The organism is Variovorax sp. F042 (genome assembly GCF_057814215.1).
The window spans coordinates 101,278-116,884 of the sequence record NZ_JBVASX010000002.1; the positions used below are offsets into that span (position 1 = coordinate 101,278).

Consider the following 15,607-nt stretch of genomic DNA (forward strand, 5'->3'; position numbering starts at 1 on the left):
CCTTCCGCGCGACAGCGCACTGGCCTGCTGGTTGTTCAACCAACCCGGGTTTATATCCAAAAAGCCCACAAAACCGCCGTCTACAGACCCACAGCAGCCGCACGCAATTTCGCAAGAGCGCCTGCCAACCCTGCCTGACGGAAGGAACCATAAATGTCTGAATCTTTTGCCGACCTATTCGAAGAGTCCCTGAAGCGTTCCGAAATGCGCACCGGCGAGGTCATCACGGCCGAAGTCGTGCGTGTCGAACACAACCACGTCGTCGTCAACGCCGGTCTGAAGTCCGAAGCGTATGTGCCGATCGAAGAGTTCAAGAACGACAAGGGCGAACTCGAAGTTCAGGCCGGCGATTTCGTTTCCGTTGCCATCGGCAGCGTTGAAAACGGCTACGGCGACACCATCCTCTCGCGCGACACCGCCAAGCGTCTGGCTTCGTGGCTCGCCCTCGAGAAGGCACTGGAATCGGGCGACTTCGTCACCGGCACCACCAGCGGCAAGGTCAAGGGCGGCCTCACGGTCCTGGTCAACGGCATCCGCGCGTTCCTGCCGGGCTCGCTGATCGACACGCGTCCGATCAAGGACCTGACCCCGTACGAGAACAAGACCCTCGAATTCAAGGTCATCAAGCTTGACCGCAAGCGCAACAACGTCGTGCTGTCGCGCCGTGCCGTGGTCGAAGCCAGCATGGGCGAAGAACGCGCCAAGCTGATGGAAACGCTGAAGGAAGGCGCAGTCGTGCGCGGCGTGGTCAAGAACATCACCGAATACGGTGCGTTCGTGGACCTCGGCGGCATCGACGGCCTGCTGCACATCACCGACATGGCATGGCGCCGTGTTCGCCACCCGAGCGAAGTCGTTCAGGCCGGCCAGGAAATCACCGCCAAGATCCTCAAGTTCGACACCGAAAAGAACCGTGTCTCGCTGGGTCTCAAGCAAATGGGTGACGACCCGTGGATGGGCGTTTCGCGCCGCTACCCGCAATCGACCCGCCTGTTCGGCAAGGTCACGAACATTGCCGACTACGGTGCGTTCGTCGAACTCGAACCCGGCATCGAAGGCCTGGTGCACGTCTCCGAAATGGACTGGACCAACAAGAACATCGCTCCGAACAAGATCGTCTCGCTGGGCGACGAAGTCGAAGTCATGGTCCTGGAAATCGACGAAGACAAGCGCCGCATCAGCCTGGGCATGAAGCAGTGCAAGGCCAACCCGTGGCAAGAGTTCGCGCAAAACACCAAGCGCGGCGACCGCGTCAAGGGCCCGATCAAGTCGATCACCGATTTCGGCGTGTTCGTGGGTCTGGCTGCCGGCATCGACGGCCTGGTTCACCTCTCGGACCTCTCGTGGAACGAAGCCGGCGAAACCGCCGTTCGCAACTACAAGAAGGGCCAGGAAGTCGAAGCGATCGTGCTGGCTGTGGACGTCGACCGCGAGCGCATCAGCCTCGGCATCAAGCAGCTCGACAGCGACCCGTTCACCACGTTCACCACCGTGAACGACAAGGGCCAGATCGTGACCGGCAAGGTCAAGACCGTGGACGCCCGCGGCGCTGAAATCGACCTCGGCGAAGACATCATCGGCTACCTCCGTGCTTCGGAAATCTCGCGCGACCGCGTTGAAGATGCCCGCAACGTGCTGAAGGAAGGCGACGAAGTCACCGCCATCGTCGTGAATGTGGATCGCAAGACCCGCAACATCCAGCTGTCGATCAAGCAGAAGGACATGGTCGACGAACAAGGCGCCATGGCCAGCCTGAGCCAGCAGTCGGCACGCGAAAACGCGGGCACGACCAGCCTGGGCGCCCTGCTGCGCGCCAAGCTCGACAACAACGACAGCAAGTAAGCTGAGTCGGAAGACAGAGCAGGCCCTGGGGCCGCTCTGTCTTTTTTTTCGTCCACGTTTTTCGTTTATGTTCGGCCTATGACCCGCTCAGACCTCGTCGAAGAACTCGCAGCGCGCTTTGCACAGCTCACGCACCGCGATGCCGAATACGCCGTCAAGACCATCCTCGATGCCATGAGCGACGCGCTGGTGCGCGGACACCGCATCGAGATCCGTGGCTTCGGCAGCTTCTCGGTCAACCGTCGTCCGCCGCGCATCGGCCGCAACCCGCGTTCGGGCGAGAGCGTGCAGATTCCCGAGAAGCGGGTGCCGCACTTCAAGCCCGGCAAGGCGCTGCGCGAAGCCGTCGATGCACGCACCGCGGAGCTCGACGCCGGCGGCAAGGAAGCCAAGGGCCGCAAGGCCTGACGCACGTGGATGCAAACGTAGAATGCTCCCGGCAACGGGAACGGCTATGAAATACCTCCTGTGGCTGCTCAAGGCAGCCATTTTTTTTACGCTCTTCGCTTTCGCGCTGAACAACCAGCACGACGCGACCGTCTATTTCTTCTTCGGCACCTACTGGCGTGCGCCGCTGGTGCTCGTCGTGCTCGCGGCCTTTGCCGGCGGGCTCGTGGTGGGTGCACTGGGCATGCTGCCGGGCTGGTGGAAGCACCGCACCGCCGCGGCGCAAGTGCCTGCCGCTGCCGAAACCCAGGCTTCCGCACCATCGACCGCCACGACCGCGCCCGCAGCGGCTCCGACCATCTCCGCCACCGACCTCCCCGCCGTACGTCAACATGGACTTTGATCCCAGCTGGCTGCTGATCAGCCTGCCCGTCGCCTTCGTGCTCGGGTGGCTCGCATCGCGCTTCGACATCCGGCAACTCAAGCTCGAGAACCGCCAAGCCCCCAAGGCCTACTTTCGCGGCCTCAACTTCCTGCTCAACGAGCAGCAGGACCAGGCCATCGACGCCTTCATCGAAGCCGTACAGAACGACCCCGACACGCAAGAGCTTCATTTCGCACTCGGCAATCTCTTCCGCCGTCGCGGCGAGTACCAGCGCGCAGTGCGCGTGCACGAGCACCTGCTGGGCCGCGGCGACCTGAGCCGCAGCGACCGCGAACGCGCACAGCACGCACTGGCGCAAGACTTCCTGCGCGCCGGCCTGCTCGATCGTGCCGAAGCCGCGCTGCAGAAGCTCGAAGGCACGCGCTACGAGAACGAGGCGCGGCTGTCGCTGCTGGCCATCTACGAGCGCTCGCGCGAATGGGCACAGGCCGCCGACGTGGCGCAGAAGCTCGACGAATCAGACCAGGCCAGCTACAGCACGCGCCGCGCGCATCACCTCTGCGAGCAGGCGACCGAACGCGTTGCGGCGGGCGACCTGCCCGACGCCGCAAAGCTGCTCGCGCAGGCCGTCGAACTCGCGCCGCAGGCACCGCGCCCCGCCATCGACACAGCCAACCTGCAGTTGCGCAACGGCGAGGCGGCCGCGGCCTTCGACACGCTCGTGGCCCTGAGCGAGACCGCACCGCTGGCGCTGCCGCTCTACGCAGCCGCGCTGCAGCAGGCTGCCGTGGCCGCGCACCGCGAAGGCGAAGCGCTCGCACTGCTGCAACGCCGCTATGTGGAGTCGCCGTCGATCGACGTGCTCGAGGCGCTGATGGCGCTCGGCGGCACGCCGACCGCCACCGCAGAAGAACCCAACCCCACGCCGCGCGACGGCTACATCGCGCATCTTGCACAGCAGCCCTCGCTGGTTGCGGCCTCGCGCTGGCTCGCGGGCGAACACTTCGAGCACCAGCAGTTCCATCCGCAGGTGCAGCGCGCGCTCGACCAGGCCACCCGGCCGCTCATGCGCTACCGCTGCGCAGCCTGCGGTTTCGAGGCGCACCAGTACTTCTGGCACTGCCCCGGCTGCCAGGCGTGGGACAGCTATCCGCCGCGCCGCGTCGAAGAACTCTGATCACATTTCTGAACAATGGTCACGTAGAAGCCGGCACGGCTTTTACGCGTCAACGCCGTTCTTTCCCTCCTCGTTGAGCCTGGGCCGACGCTTCTGTCGGCTGTCACTCATCAACAAAAAAGAGGGAGTTTTTCATCATGTTCAAGAAGATCCTGGCCATCACGGCCATGCTGTTCGCGGCCGTTTCGTTCGCCGCCGTTGACGTCAACAAAGGCACCGAGGCCGACCTCGATGGCGTCAAGGGCGTTGGCCCGTCGATGTCCAAGCGCATTCTCGAAGCACGCAAGGAAGGCGAGTTCAAGGACTGGCCCGACCTCATGCAGCGCGTCAAGGGCGTGAAGGAGAAGAAGGCGGCCAAGCTGTCGGCCGAGGGCCTGACGGTCAATGGCAAGAGCTTCGGTGGCGCGGCGCCATCCGCATCGAAGGAAGCGAAAGCTCCCAAGGCCGCCAAGCCCTGATTCCGCTCCGGTAGAAATATGCAAAGCCGCCTTCGGGCGGCTTTTTCATGCGCGCCATGGCAGGGAAATGCCTCAGGAAGTGGTCCGGAATTTGCACGTAAGCTTCCTTTCGTTTTGCTTTCAATCCATTCCGGAGCGCGTACATGAATCACAAGTTCGGCATTGCCCTCGCGGGCCTCACCCTCGGCGCCGCAGCCTTCGCGCAGACCAAGTGGGACCTCCCCACGGCCTACCCCGCCACCAACTACCACACGGAAAACATCACGCAGTTCGCGAAGGACGTCGACGCCGCCACGGGCGGCAAGGTGAAGATCACGGTGCATGCCAACGCCTCGCTGTTCAAGGCGCCCGAGATCAAGCGCGCCGTGCAAAGCGGCCAGGCGCAAGCCGGCGAGATCCTGCTGGCCAACTACGCGAACGAGAACCCGATCTACGCGCTCGACGGCGTGCCCTTCCTCGCCACCACCTACCCCGAGGCAAGGAAGCTCTACGACGCATCGAAGCCCGCCATGGACAAGTTGCTCGCGGCCCAGGGCATCAAGGTGCTGTTCATGGTGCCGTGGGCGCCGCAGGGCATCTACACAAAGAAGGAAATCGGCTCGGTGGCCGACCTGCGCGGCATCAAGTGGCGCGCCTACAGCCCGGCCACCGCCAAGATCGCCGAACTCATCGGCGCGCAGCCCGTGCAGATCCAGCAGGCCGAGCTCAGCGCGGCCATGGCCACGGGCGTGATCGAGAGCTACATGAGCTCGGGCTCCACCGGCTACGACACCAAGACCTACGAGCACATCAAGAACTTCTACGACACGCAGGCCTGGATCCCGAAGAACGCGATCCTCGTGAACGCCAAGGCCTTCGACGCGCTCGACGCCACCACCAAGGCCGCCGTCACCAAGGCCGCAGCCGATGCCGAGGTGCGCGGCTGGAAGGTCGCGCAGGAGAAGAACGACGAATACAAGCGCCTGCTCGCCGAGCGCGGCATGAAGGTGCACAAGCCCTCGCCCAAGCTCGACGCCGACATGCGCCAGGTCGGCGGCATCATGCAGACCGACTGGCTCAAGGCAGCCGGGGCCGATGGCGCCGCCATCGTCGACGCTTATAAAAAGAAGTAAGCCGTGCGCCGCTTCCTCGACCGCCTGTACGACGGTGCAGGCGCGCTCGGCGCGTTCTGCGTGTTCCTGATCTTCGTGCTGATGATCCTGGCCGGCGTGGGCCGGCAGATGAACTGGCACGTGAGCGGGCTCAACGACGTGGTGGCCTGGCTGTGCGCCGCCGCCGCGTTCTTCGCGATGGCGCATGCATTCCGTCACGGCGATTTCGTGCGCGTGACGCTGCTGCTCGAAGCCGTGCCGCCGAAAGTGCGGCGCATCCTCGACGTGACATGCCTGCTGATCGCGTCGGTGTCCGTGGCCTACCTGACCTACTGGGCCACCAGCTTCACCTACGAGAGCTACGAATTCGCCGAGATGGCGACCGGCCTCGTCGTCATTCCGATCTGGATTCCGCAATCGACCTTCGTCATCGGCTGCTGGCTGCTGCTGATTGCCATGGTCGACGAGCTGGTGGGCGTGGTGCGCGGCGAGAAGCCCAGCTACCAGCGCGCCATCGAAGAGCGGCATGCTGCCGGCGATTTCTCCTCCGACGTCTGACGCCCATGCTTGAAACCCTGCTCATGGGCGCGCTGCTGCTCGCCATCATGCTGCTTCTGCTCGCGGGCGGCGTCTGGATCGCGATGACTCTGGCCATCGTCGGCTGGGTCGGCCAGGCCTTCTTCACCAACACGCTGCCGGGCAAGAACCTGTTCTCGGCCTTCTGGGAAAGTAACGCCAGCTGGGAGCTCGCGGCGCTGCCGCTGTTCATCTGGATGGGCGAGATCCTCTTCAGAACCAAGCTGAGCGAGGAGATGTTCGAGGGCCTGCGCCCCTGGCTCAACCGCGTGCCCGGCCGGTTGATGCACACCACCATCCTCGGCTGCGGCGTGTTCGGATCGGTCTCGGGCTCGTCGGCGGCCACCTGCGCGACCATCGCCAAGGTGGCGCTGCCCGAGCTCAAGCGCCGCGGCTACAACGAGAAGCTGGCCATCGGCTCGCTCGCCACCGCGGGCACGCTGGGCATCCTGATCCCGCCGTCGATCACGATGGTGGTGTACGCCGTGGCCGCCGACGCGTCGATCATCCGCATCTTCCTGGCAGGCTTTCTTCCGGGCTTTCTGCTGATGCTGCTGTTCTCGGGCTACATCGGCTGGTGGAGCCTGCGCAATCCCGACCAGGTGCCGCCGGCCGATCCGCCGACCACTTTCATGGAGAAGATCCGGCTCTCGGGCAACCTGATTCCCTGCGCGCTGCTGATCGTCTTCATCGTCTGGGTGCTGGTGGCGGGCTGGGCCACGGCCACCGAGTGCGCGGCCTTCGGCGTGCTGGGCTCGCTGGCCATCGCGGCCTGGGGCCGCAGCCTGACCTGGAAGAACTTCAAGGACGGCATCATGGGCGCCACCCGCACCAGCTGCATGATCATGTTCATCCTGGCTGGTGCCGCCTTCCTCACCAAGACCATGGCCTTCACCGGCATTCCGCGCGAGCTGGCCGAGTGGGTCGACAGCATGCACCTGTCGCCCTATGCACTGATCGGCGCGCTGGTCGTCGTGTACCTGGTGCTGGGCACGGCGCTCGACGGCATCTCGATGATCGTGCTGACCAGCGCGGTGGTGCTGCCGATGATCCAGAAGGCGGGCTTCGACCTGATCTGGTTCGGCATCTTCATCGTGCTGCTGGTCGAGATCGCCGAGGTCACGCCGCCGGTGGGCTTCAACCTCTTCGTGCTGCAGAACATGACCGGGAAAGACAGCAACGTGATCGCCAAGGCTGCCATTCCGTTCTTCTTCTGCCTGGTGCTGTGCATCGTGCTGATCACGCTGTTCCCGAGCATCGTGACGATCCTGCCCGATGTGGTGATGGGCAAGGAGAAGTAGAAAGAGCAAGGCCGTCCGGCAGCTTGCGGATAATCGCCGGCATGCTGCTGAACGTCCTCGTCATCTGCCTCGCCGCGTGTGTCGGCGCCCTCATGCGCTGGGGCTTTGCCCTGTGGCTCAACCCCGGCGGCATCCTGCCCTGGGGCACGCTGGCGGTGAACCTCATCGGCGGCTACCTGATCGGCGTGGCCATCGGTGTGTTCAGCGGCCTGCCGGACATCAACCCCGCGTGGCGGCTCATGGTCATCACCGGCTTCCTGGGCACGCTCACCACCTTCTCCAGCTTCTCCGCGGAAGTGGTCGGCATGCTCATGGGCGGCAGGCTCGGCCTCGCGATGGGCACGATCGCGTTGCACCTTGGCGGTTCGCTGTGCATGACCTGGCTCGGGTTGCGCACGGTGCAGGCTTTCTCCTCCTGAATCGAGCGAAAAACTGCCTTATGTCTTGCGGTTATAGATAGGGCCTTCCATAGGGTCGGTCGATAGAATTGCCCGCAATGCCCCTGGTCTTTCTCATCGCCCTCCCCTTCATTGCCAGCGTGCTGGCCGCGTTGATGCCTTCCAACGCACGCAACAGGGAGTCGACGCTGGCGGGGCTGGTCGCGCTGGGCTGCGCCATCCAGGTCGCATGGTTCTTCCCGCAGATCGCGCACGGCAACGTGCTGCGGCAAGAAATCGAATGGCTGCCGGCCCTCGGCCTGAACCTCGTGTTCCGCCTGGATGGCTTCGCATGGCTGTTCTGCATGCTGGTGCTGGGCATCGGCGCGCTGGTGGTGCTCTATGCGCGCTACTACATGTCGGCCTCCGATCCGGTGCCGCGCTTCTTCTCGTTCTTCCTCGCGTTCATGGGCGCGATGATGGGCGTGGTGCTCTCGGGCAACCTCATTCAGATGGTGCTGTTCTGGGAGCTCACCAGCCTCTTCTCCTTCCTGCTCATCGGCTACTGGCACCACCGCCGCGACGCGCGGCGCGGTGCGCGCATGGCGCTCACCGTCACCGGCGCTGGCGGGCTGTGCCTGCTGGCCGGCGTGCTGGTGCTCGGCCGCATCGTCGGCAGCTACGAGCTCGACGTGGTGCTGGCCTCGGGCGACCTCATCCGAGCGCACGCGCTGTACCCGGTCGCACTGGTGCTGGTGCTGCTCGGCGCCTTCACCAAGAGCGCGCAGTTCCCGTTCCACTTCTGGCTGCCGCGCGCCATGGCCGCGCCCACGCCGGTGTCGGCCTACCTGCACTCGGCCACGATGGTGAAGCTCGGCGTGTTCCTGATGGCGCGGCTGTGGCCCGTGCTCTCGGGCACCGAGCAGTGGTTCTGGATGGTGGGCGGCGCGGGCGCCGTCACGCTGCTGCTCGGCGGCTTCATCGCCATGTTCCAGCGCGACCTGAAGGCGCTGCTGGCCTACTCGACCATCTCGCACCTCGGGCTCATCACGCTGCTGCTGGGCCTGAACAGCCCGCTCGCGGCCGTGGCGGCGGTGTTCCATGTAATGAACCACGCGACCTTCAAGGCGTCGCTGTTCATGGCGGCCGGCATCATCGACCACGAGACCGGCACGCGCGACATCCGCAAGCTCAGCGGGCTGATGCGGCTCATGCCCATCACGGGCACGCTGGCCATCATCGCCAGCGCTTCGATGGCCGGCGTGCCGCTGCTCAACGGCTTTCTCTCGAAGGAAATGTTCTTCGCCGAGACGGTGTTCATCCAGTCGACGCCGTGGGTCGACTTCAGCCTGCCGGTCATCGCCACCATCGCGGGCATCTTCAGCGTGGCGTATTCGGCGCGCTTCGTGTTCGACGTGTTCTTCGGCCCGCCCTGCGGCGACGAGGTGCCCAAGCACCCGCACGAGCCGCCGCACTGGATGCGCGTGCCGGTCGAACTGCTGGTGCTTCTGTGCCTGGTGGTGGGTGTGGTGCCAGCGTGGTCGGTCGGCCCGATGCTGGCGGCGGCCGCCACGCCGGTCGTCGGCGGCGCGCTGCCCGAATACAGCCTGGCGGTGTGGCATGGCTTCAACCTGCCGCTGCTGATGAGCTTCGTCGCGCTGGTGGGCGGCGCCGCGCTGTACCTGCTGCAGCGCCGTCGTCGCGCGAGCGGCGGCCTCGAGCACACGCCGCTGCTGCATCGCTTCGACGGCCAGGTCATCTTCGAGCACCTGCTCGCGCTGCTGAGCGAAGCGGGCCGGCGCAGCCGCCGCCTGTTCGGCACGCGCCGGCTGCAGTGGCAGTTGCTGCTGCTGGTAGTCGCGGCCGTGGCGGGCGCCGCGGCTTCCCTGTGGGCCACGCCCGCCGCACCCGGCACGCGCGAGCTTTTGCCCTTCTCGCCGATGTTCGCCATGACCTGGATCATCGGCGGTACCTGCGCGCTGGCCGCCGCATGGCAGGCCAAGTTCCACCGGCTCGCGGCACTGATGCTGGCCTCGGGCGCGGGGCTGGTCTCTTGCGTGACCTACATCTGGTTCTCGGCACCCGACCTCGCGTTGACCCAACTGGTGGTCGAGGCCGTGACCACGGTGCTGATCCTGCTCGGCCTGCGCTGGCTGCCGATGCGCAGCAAGGACGTCATTCAACCTGCACGCGCGCGGCTGCGACCGTGGGGCCGGCGCGGGCGCGACCTGCTGGTGGCCACCGTCGCCGGCGGCGGCATGGCGGCGCTGGCGTGGGCCATGATGACGCGCAACTTCCCGCAGAGCATCTCGCCCTTCTTCCTCGAACACGCGCTCACCGAGGGTGGCGGCACCAACGTGGTCAACGTGATGCTGGTCGACTTCCGCGGCTTCGACACCTTCGGCGAGATCACCGTGCTCGGCGTGGTCGCGCTCACGGTGTATGCGCTGCTGCGGCGCTTCCGCCCCGCGATCGAATCGATGGCCCTGCCGGTCCAGCAGCGCCTGCAGGTCGACGACGGCAGCAGCGACCTGCTGAACCCGCGCCGCGCCAAGGACACCGCTGTGGGCTACCTCATGGTGCCGGCCGTGCTGGTGCGGCTGGTGCTGCCGCTGGCGGCGCTGGTGTCGGTCTACTTCTTCATGCGCGGCCACAACGCGCCGGGCGGCGGCTTCGTCGCGGGGCTGGTGATGTCGGTCGCGCTGGTGCTGCAGTTCATCGTCTCGGGCACCGAATGGGTGGAAGAGCATCTGCGCATCTACCCGCGCCGCTGGATCGCCATCGGCCTGCTGCTGGCGCTGGCCACCGGCGGCGGCGCGGTGTTCTTCGGCTATCCCTTCCTGACCACGCACACCGCACACCTGCATCTGCCGCTGCTGGGCGAGGTGCACGTGCCCAGCGCCCTCTTCTTCGACATCGGCGTGTTCGCGCTGGTGCTCGGCGCCACCATGCTGATCCTCACCGCGCTGGCCCACCAGTCGATACGAAGCCACCGCTGGGCCGACGAGCAGGCCGAAAAAGAAGCCGAAGCCGCCGCAGCTGCTGTCGCCGCCGGGGGAGCCAGCTGATGGAAATCGTGCTCGCACTCGCCATCGGCGTGCTCACCGGCTCTGGCGTGTACATGCTGCTGCGCCCTCGCACCTTCCAGGTCATCATGGGCCTAACGCTGATCTCTTACGCGGTCAACCTCTTCATCTTCAGCATGGGCCGGCTCAAGGTCGACAGCGAGCCGGTGCTCATCAAAGGCCTCACCTCCACGCTGGCCAATACGGCCGACCCGATGCCTCAAGCCCTCGTGCTGACTGCCATCGTGATCGGCTTTGCGATGACGGCGCTGTTCCTCGTTGTGATGCTCGCCTCGCGCGGCCTCACCGGCACCGACCACGTGGACGGTGAAGAGCGGCAGGAGGCGGAGTGAAAGAAATCTTCCACCTGCTCGACGAACTGCTCGAGTTCAGCATGCCGCACCTGGTGGCGGTGCCGATCCTCGTGCCCATGCTCACGGCCGCGCTCATGCTGCTGCTGGGCGAGAACCGGCGGCGCACCAAGTCGGCCCTGAGCGTGGTCTCGGGTCTCGTCGGCCTGCTTGCCGCGCTCGCGCTGCTGCGCTGGGTGAACGCTGCCGACACCGGCGGCGGCCCCGGCTCCATCGGCGTCTACCTGCCGGGCAACTGGCGTGCACCCTTCGGCATCGTGCTGGTGGCCGACCGGCTCTCGACCATGATGGTCGCGCTCACGGGCGTGATCGCCTTCGCCGCATCGATCTATTCCACCTCGCGCTGGGACCGCGCGGGCGTGCATTTCCATCCGCTGCTGCAACTGCAGCTCATGGGCCTGAACGGAGCCTTCCTCACGGGCGACCTGTTCAACCTGTTCGTCTTCTTCGAGGTGATGCTCGCGGCCTCCTACGGCCTGCTGCTGCACGGCTCGGGCCGGCCGCGCGTGCAGGCGGGGCTGCACTACATCGCGATCAACCTCGCTGCGTCGTCGCTGTTCCTGATCGGCGCGGCCATCCTGTACGGCGTGACCGGCACGCTCAACATGGCCGATCTCGGCGTGCGCATCGCCGAACTCGCGCCGGGCGACCGCGGCCTGGTGCACGCGGCGGCGGCCATCCTCGCGACTGCCTTCTTCGCCAAGGCCGGCGCGTGGCCGCTCAACTTCTGGCTGGTACCGGCCTACAGCGCATCGGTGTCGCCGGTGGGCGCGGTGTTTGCGCTGCTGACCAAGCTCGGCGTCTACACGATCCTGCGGCTGTGGACCGTGCTGTTCGCGCCCGACACCGGCGACTCGGCCGCCTTCGGACAGGCGGCGCTGGTTGGCGTGGGCCTTGCCACGCTGTTCGGGGGGGCGCTCGGCATCGTCGGCACGCAGCGGCTGTCGAACCTCGCGGGCTTCAGCGTGCTGGTGTCTGCGGGCACCCTGCTCGCGGCGGTCGGGCTCGGCCAGCCGGCCGTGTGGGCCGGCGCGCTGTACTACCTGCTGAGTTCCACGCTCGCGGTCAGCGCCTTCTTCCTGCTGACCGACATGATCGAGCGCTGGCGCAACGCGGGCATGAGCGTGGCGCCGCACGAGGCGGCCGGCAACGCGCCCTTTCTTGCCGAAGACCTGCGCGCACTCAACGACGTGAACCTCGACGACGAGGCGCAGGCACTCTACGGCCGCGCGATTCCCGCCGGCGTGGCCTTCCTGGGCCTGAGCTTCATGGGCTGCACATTGCTGCTCGCGGGCCTGCCGCCGCTGTCGGGCTTCATCGGCAAGTTCGCGATGCTCTCGGGCATGCTCGGCGCCAAGGCGATCGGCACCGCCGGCTGGATCTTTCTTGCGCTGCTGATCGCCTCGGGCTTTCTCTCGCTGATTGCATTGAGCCGCACCGGCATCCGCCACTTCTGGACGCAACTCCACCCCACCATGCCCTCGCTGCCCGCACTCGAAGTGCTGCCGGTGGCCGGGCTGCTCGCGGCCAGCGTGGCGCTGACTGTGTGGGCCGGGCCTGTCATGCAGCACGCCAGGGCCACCGCTGAAGGACTGAAGACACCCACGCCCTATCGCAACGCGGTGCTGGGCGCGCGGCAGATTCCGAATCCGGTGAAAAAGGAAGAAGCAAAGGAAGGCACGGCCCCATGAAGCGCCTGATTCCTTCTCCGTCGCTGTCCTTCGCGCTGTTCATCGTCTGGCTGCTGCTCAACCAGTCGCTCGACGCCGCCACGCTGCTGGCGGCCCTGATCCTCGCCATCGCGGTGCCGCTGCTCACCGAGGGCCTGCGCCCGGCGGCGGTACGCATGCGCAGGCCCGGCGTCGCGCTGCGGCTGTCCTTCGTCGTGACCTTCGACATGCTGAAGTCGGCGTACGACGTGGCCCGGCTGCTGCTCACGCGACGCACCTCGCGGATCGCCTCGAAGTTCGTGCAGATTCCGCTCGACATGCGCGACCCCAACGGGCTCGCGGTGCTGGCCATGGTGATGTGCCTCACGCCCGGCACCGCCTGGGGCGAAGTGTCGTTCGACCGCAGCACGCTGCTGATCCACGTGTTCGACGTGGACGACGAGGCCGCCTTCGTCGCACTGATCAAGCAGCGCTACGAGCGCCCCCTGATGGAGATCTTCGAGTCATGACACCCATCCTCTTCTGGGCCCTGAAGTTCGCGCTCTTCCTGCTGGCCGTGGCCATGCTGTGCGCGCTCTCGCGGTTGCTGATCGGCCCGAGCGCACAAGACCGCGTGATGGCGCTCGACTGCCTCTACATCAACGGCATGCTGATGATGCTGGTGCTCGGCATCATCTACGCGAGCAACGTCTACTTCGAGGCGGCGCTGCTGATCGCGCTGTTCGGCTTCGTCGGCTCCACGGCCATGGCCAAGTTCCTGCTGCGCGGGGAGGTGATCGAATGACGGACTTCATCGTGGGCCCACTGCCGCTGTGGGCCGAGATCATCACCGCCGTGTTCGCGGTACTGGGCGCGGCCTTCGCGGCCATAGGTTCTTTCGGCCTGGTTCGGCTGCCCACCTTCTTCCGCCGCATCCATGCGCCCACGCTGGGCGCGACGGTCGGCGTGTGGTGCATGACGGTCGCCACCATCGTCTATTTTTCGGTGCAGGGCTTCAGCCTGTTCCTGCATGCGGTGCTGATCGTGCTGTTCATTGCGCTCACGGCGCCGATCACCACTATCTTTTTGATGCGCGCGGCGCTGTTTCGTGAGCGGCAGAAGGGGGGCGACGTGCCGCCCGAGGCGAAGTCGGGCTGATTCACTGGTGGAAGGGAGCACCCTGTGCCATTCGCACGCACCCCGAAAAAAGCAAATCAGCTCGGCTGCAACTGCTGCATTTCCTTGGCCCGCGCCACCTCGACCTCACGCGGCAGCGTCACAGCGTTCTTCACAGCCAGTATCTCGGCCATCACGCTCACCGCGATCTCCGGCGGCGTCTTGCTGCCGATGTAGATGCCGATAGGCCCGCGCAGCCGCGCGAGCGATTCTTCGGTCTGGTCGAAGTGCTCGATCATGCGGTCGCGCCGCGCGTCGGCATTGCGACGCGAGCCGATGGCGCCGACGTAGAAGGCTTCGCTCTGCAGTGCTTCGAGCAGCGCGAGGTCGTCGAGCTTGGGATCGTGCGTGAGCGCGACCACGCAGCTGCGGCGGTCGGGCTTGAAGGCCAACACCGCGTCGTCGGGCATCTCGGTCGTGATGTGCACGCCGGGCAGCGACCACGCGGTGCGGTACTCGGCGCGCGGGTCGCACAGCGTCACGGCAAAGCCGCTGAACTTGGCCATCGTCGCGAGGTACTCGGCCAGCTGGCCGGCGCCGATCAGCAGCATGCGGTACTCGGGGCCGAAGGTGTTGGTGAGCTCGGTGTCGTTCACGGTGAGCTCGTCGGGGGCTTTCGCCTCGGCGAGCCGCACCGCGCCGGTGGCGAGCGTCACCGTGCGCTGCATGAGCTTGCCTTGTTCCAGCTGCTCGACCAGCAGGTCGAGCGAGCTGGCATCGGGCGCGTATTCGAGCAGCAGCTCCAGCGTGCCGCCGCAGGGCAGTCCGAAACGATGCGCCTCGTCGGCGGTAATGCCGTACTTCACGAGCGCGGGTGGCGCACCCAGCGGCACGTCTTCGCCCTTGCCATGCGCGTGGCTGTAGCGCGCGATCAGGTCGTCCTCGATGCAGCCGCCCGAGACCGAGCCGACCACCGCGCCGTCTTCGGCCAGGGCCATGATCGAACCCACGGGCCGGGGCGACGAGCCCCAGGTGCGCACAACGGTCGTCAGCAGCGCGCGCTTGCCGGCACGCCGCCAGTCGCGCAGCGTGCGCAGCACCATGACGTCGAGGTTTTCCATGGCGCGGCCGGTTCCTAGCTGCTGGCGTCGCCCGGTACGGCGGGCGCGTCCTTGTTGTCGCTGTTGTCGTCCTTCTTGCCGAGGCCGATCTTCTTCATGAGGCCGGACATCATGCCGGCCTTCTCTGCAGGCGCTTCGGCGGTGGCTTCCACGACGGGCGCGGGCGGCGGGCCGTAGCGGCTCTGCATCTCGGCCTCGAAGCGCTTGAAGAAATCGTCGGCGGTCGACTTGGCTGCGCCGTCGATCAGACGCTGGCCGAGCTGGGCGATCTTGCCGCCGACCTGGGCCTGCACGGTGTAGTCGAGCTCGCAGCCGGGGACGGCAGGAGACGATGCGGCCTCGGCTTCATGCGAGACGGCAGCCTCGGCCGGTGCAGCTTCGGCCGTCACCGGCTTGAGCGAGACACTCGACGAGCCCTTGGCGAACCCTGCCACGCCGCCCTGCCCTTCGAAGCTCAGCTTGTAGCCATCGGGCGCCACGATGTCCGACAGCATCACCTTGCCGTTGAACTTGGCCGACACCGGGCCGATCTTGACGGCGAGCGCGACGCTGTACTGGTTGTCACCCGTGAGCTCGAACTTGTCGCAACCGGGAATGCACTTCTTCAGTGTCTCGGGGTCGTTGAGCGCTTCCCAGGCCTGTTGTTGGGTGATGCCGAGGCGGCGGTTTCCGAGCATTTCCATGGTGGGTT

At 66.2% G+C, this 15,607-nt stretch carries 17 protein-coding genes; 15 read left to right on the forward strand and 2 right to left on the reverse strand.

What is annotated here, in order from left to right:
• Nucleotides 1-153 precede the first annotated feature (153 nt).
• The 15 genes from rpsA (at nt 154) to mnhG (ending at nt 13,837) form a co-directional block, all read left to right on the forward strand.
• Complete coding sequence (rpsA, locus tag ACZYSP_RS08930; RefSeq protein ID WP_007829366.1) at nt 154-1,842, forward strand: 30S ribosomal protein S1; 1,689 nt, start codon at nt 154-156, stop codon at nt 1,840-1,842.
• A 78-nt stretch (nt 1,843-1,920) separates the two neighbouring features.
• Complete coding sequence (locus tag ACZYSP_RS08935; protein WP_093050102.1) at nt 1,921-2,250, forward strand: integration host factor subunit beta; 330 nt, start codon at nt 1,921-1,923, stop codon at nt 2,248-2,250.
• Nucleotides 2,251-2,296: 46 nt separating this feature from the next.
• Nucleotides 2,297-2,632, forward strand: coding sequence for a LapA family protein (locus ACZYSP_RS08940; protein ID WP_093050099.1), 336 nt, complete (start codon nt 2,297-2,299; stop codon nt 2,630-2,632).
• Nucleotides 2,622-3,791, forward strand: coding sequence for a lipopolysaccharide assembly protein LapB (lapB, locus tag ACZYSP_RS08945; RefSeq protein WP_489013857.1), 1,170 nt, complete (start codon nt 2,622-2,624; stop codon nt 3,789-3,791). The genes ACZYSP_RS08940 and lapB overlap by 11 nt, the downstream gene beginning before the upstream one ends.
• 137 nt (nt 3,792-3,928) lie before the next feature.
• Nucleotides 3,929-4,249, forward strand: a complete 321-nt coding sequence (locus ACZYSP_RS08950) for a ComEA family DNA-binding protein (protein WP_093050093.1) — start codon at nt 3,929-3,931, stop codon at nt 4,247-4,249.
• 143 nt (nt 4,250-4,392) lie between these two features.
• The gene (locus tag ACZYSP_RS08955) at nt 4,393-5,361 is read left to right on the forward strand and encodes a TRAP transporter substrate-binding protein (protein WP_093050090.1); all 969 of its coding nucleotides are present in this window, start codon (nt 4,393-4,395) and stop codon (nt 5,359-5,361) included.
• 3 nt (nt 5,362-5,364) lie between these two features.
• Nucleotides 5,365-5,898: a TRAP transporter small permease gene (locus ACZYSP_RS08960; protein WP_093075288.1), complete on the forward strand. Its 534-nt coding sequence runs from the start codon at nt 5,365-5,367 to the stop codon at nt 5,896-5,898.
• 5 nt (nt 5,899-5,903) lie between these two features.
• Entirely contained in the window at nt 5,904-7,217 is a 1,314-nt protein-coding gene (locus ACZYSP_RS08965; protein WP_093050084.1) for a TRAP transporter large permease, read from the forward strand.
• 41 nt (nt 7,218-7,258) lie between these two features.
• Nucleotides 7,259-7,636: a fluoride efflux transporter CrcB gene (gene crcB, locus ACZYSP_RS08970; RefSeq protein WP_093075291.1), complete on the forward strand. Its 378-nt coding sequence runs from the start codon at nt 7,259-7,261 to the stop codon at nt 7,634-7,636.
• 77 nt (nt 7,637-7,713) lie between these two features.
• Complete coding sequence (locus ACZYSP_RS08975; RefSeq protein WP_093075293.1) at nt 7,714-10,662, forward strand: monovalent cation/H+ antiporter subunit A; 2,949 nt, start codon at nt 7,714-7,716, stop codon at nt 10,660-10,662.
• Nucleotides 10,662-11,012, forward strand: coding sequence for a Na+/H+ antiporter subunit C (locus tag ACZYSP_RS08980; RefSeq protein ID WP_093050075.1), 351 nt, complete (start codon nt 10,662-10,664; stop codon nt 11,010-11,012). The genes ACZYSP_RS08975 and ACZYSP_RS08980 overlap by 1 nt, the downstream gene beginning before the upstream one ends.
• A 41-nt stretch (nt 11,013-11,053) precedes the next feature.
• Entirely contained in the window at nt 11,054-12,721 is a 1,668-nt protein-coding gene (locus ACZYSP_RS08985; protein ID WP_489014512.1) for a monovalent cation/H+ antiporter subunit D, read from the forward strand.
• Entirely contained in the window at nt 12,718-13,209 is a 492-nt protein-coding gene (locus tag ACZYSP_RS08990; protein WP_093075295.1) for a Na+/H+ antiporter subunit E, read from the forward strand. The genes ACZYSP_RS08985 and ACZYSP_RS08990 overlap by 4 nt, the downstream gene beginning before the upstream one ends.
• Nucleotides 13,206-13,484, forward strand: coding sequence for a K+/H+ antiporter subunit F (locus ACZYSP_RS08995; protein ID WP_093050069.1), 279 nt, complete (start codon nt 13,206-13,208; stop codon nt 13,482-13,484). The genes ACZYSP_RS08990 and ACZYSP_RS08995 overlap by 4 nt, the downstream gene beginning before the upstream one ends.
• Entirely contained in the window at nt 13,481-13,837 is a 357-nt protein-coding gene (gene mnhG, locus ACZYSP_RS09000) for a monovalent cation/H(+) antiporter subunit G (RefSeq protein WP_093050066.1), read from the forward strand. Before ACZYSP_RS08995 ends, mnhG begins: the two co-directional genes overlap by 4 nt.
• Before the next feature lie 56 nt (nt 13,838-13,893).
• Here mnhG and ACZYSP_RS09005 read toward each other — a convergent pair whose 3' ends face one another.
• A complete protein-coding gene (locus ACZYSP_RS09005) occupies nt 13,894-14,916 on the reverse strand; it encodes an XdhC family protein (protein WP_093075297.1) in 1,023 nt (340 codons plus the stop codon).
• A gap of 14 nt (nt 14,917-14,930) precedes the next feature.
• Nucleotides 14,931-15,599 carry an SRPBCC family protein gene (locus ACZYSP_RS09010; protein WP_093075300.1) on the reverse strand — a complete coding sequence of 223 codons (669 nt, stop codon included), beginning with the start codon at nt 15,597-15,599 and terminating at the stop codon, nt 14,931-14,933.
• Nucleotides 15,600-15,607 lie beyond the last annotated feature (8 nt).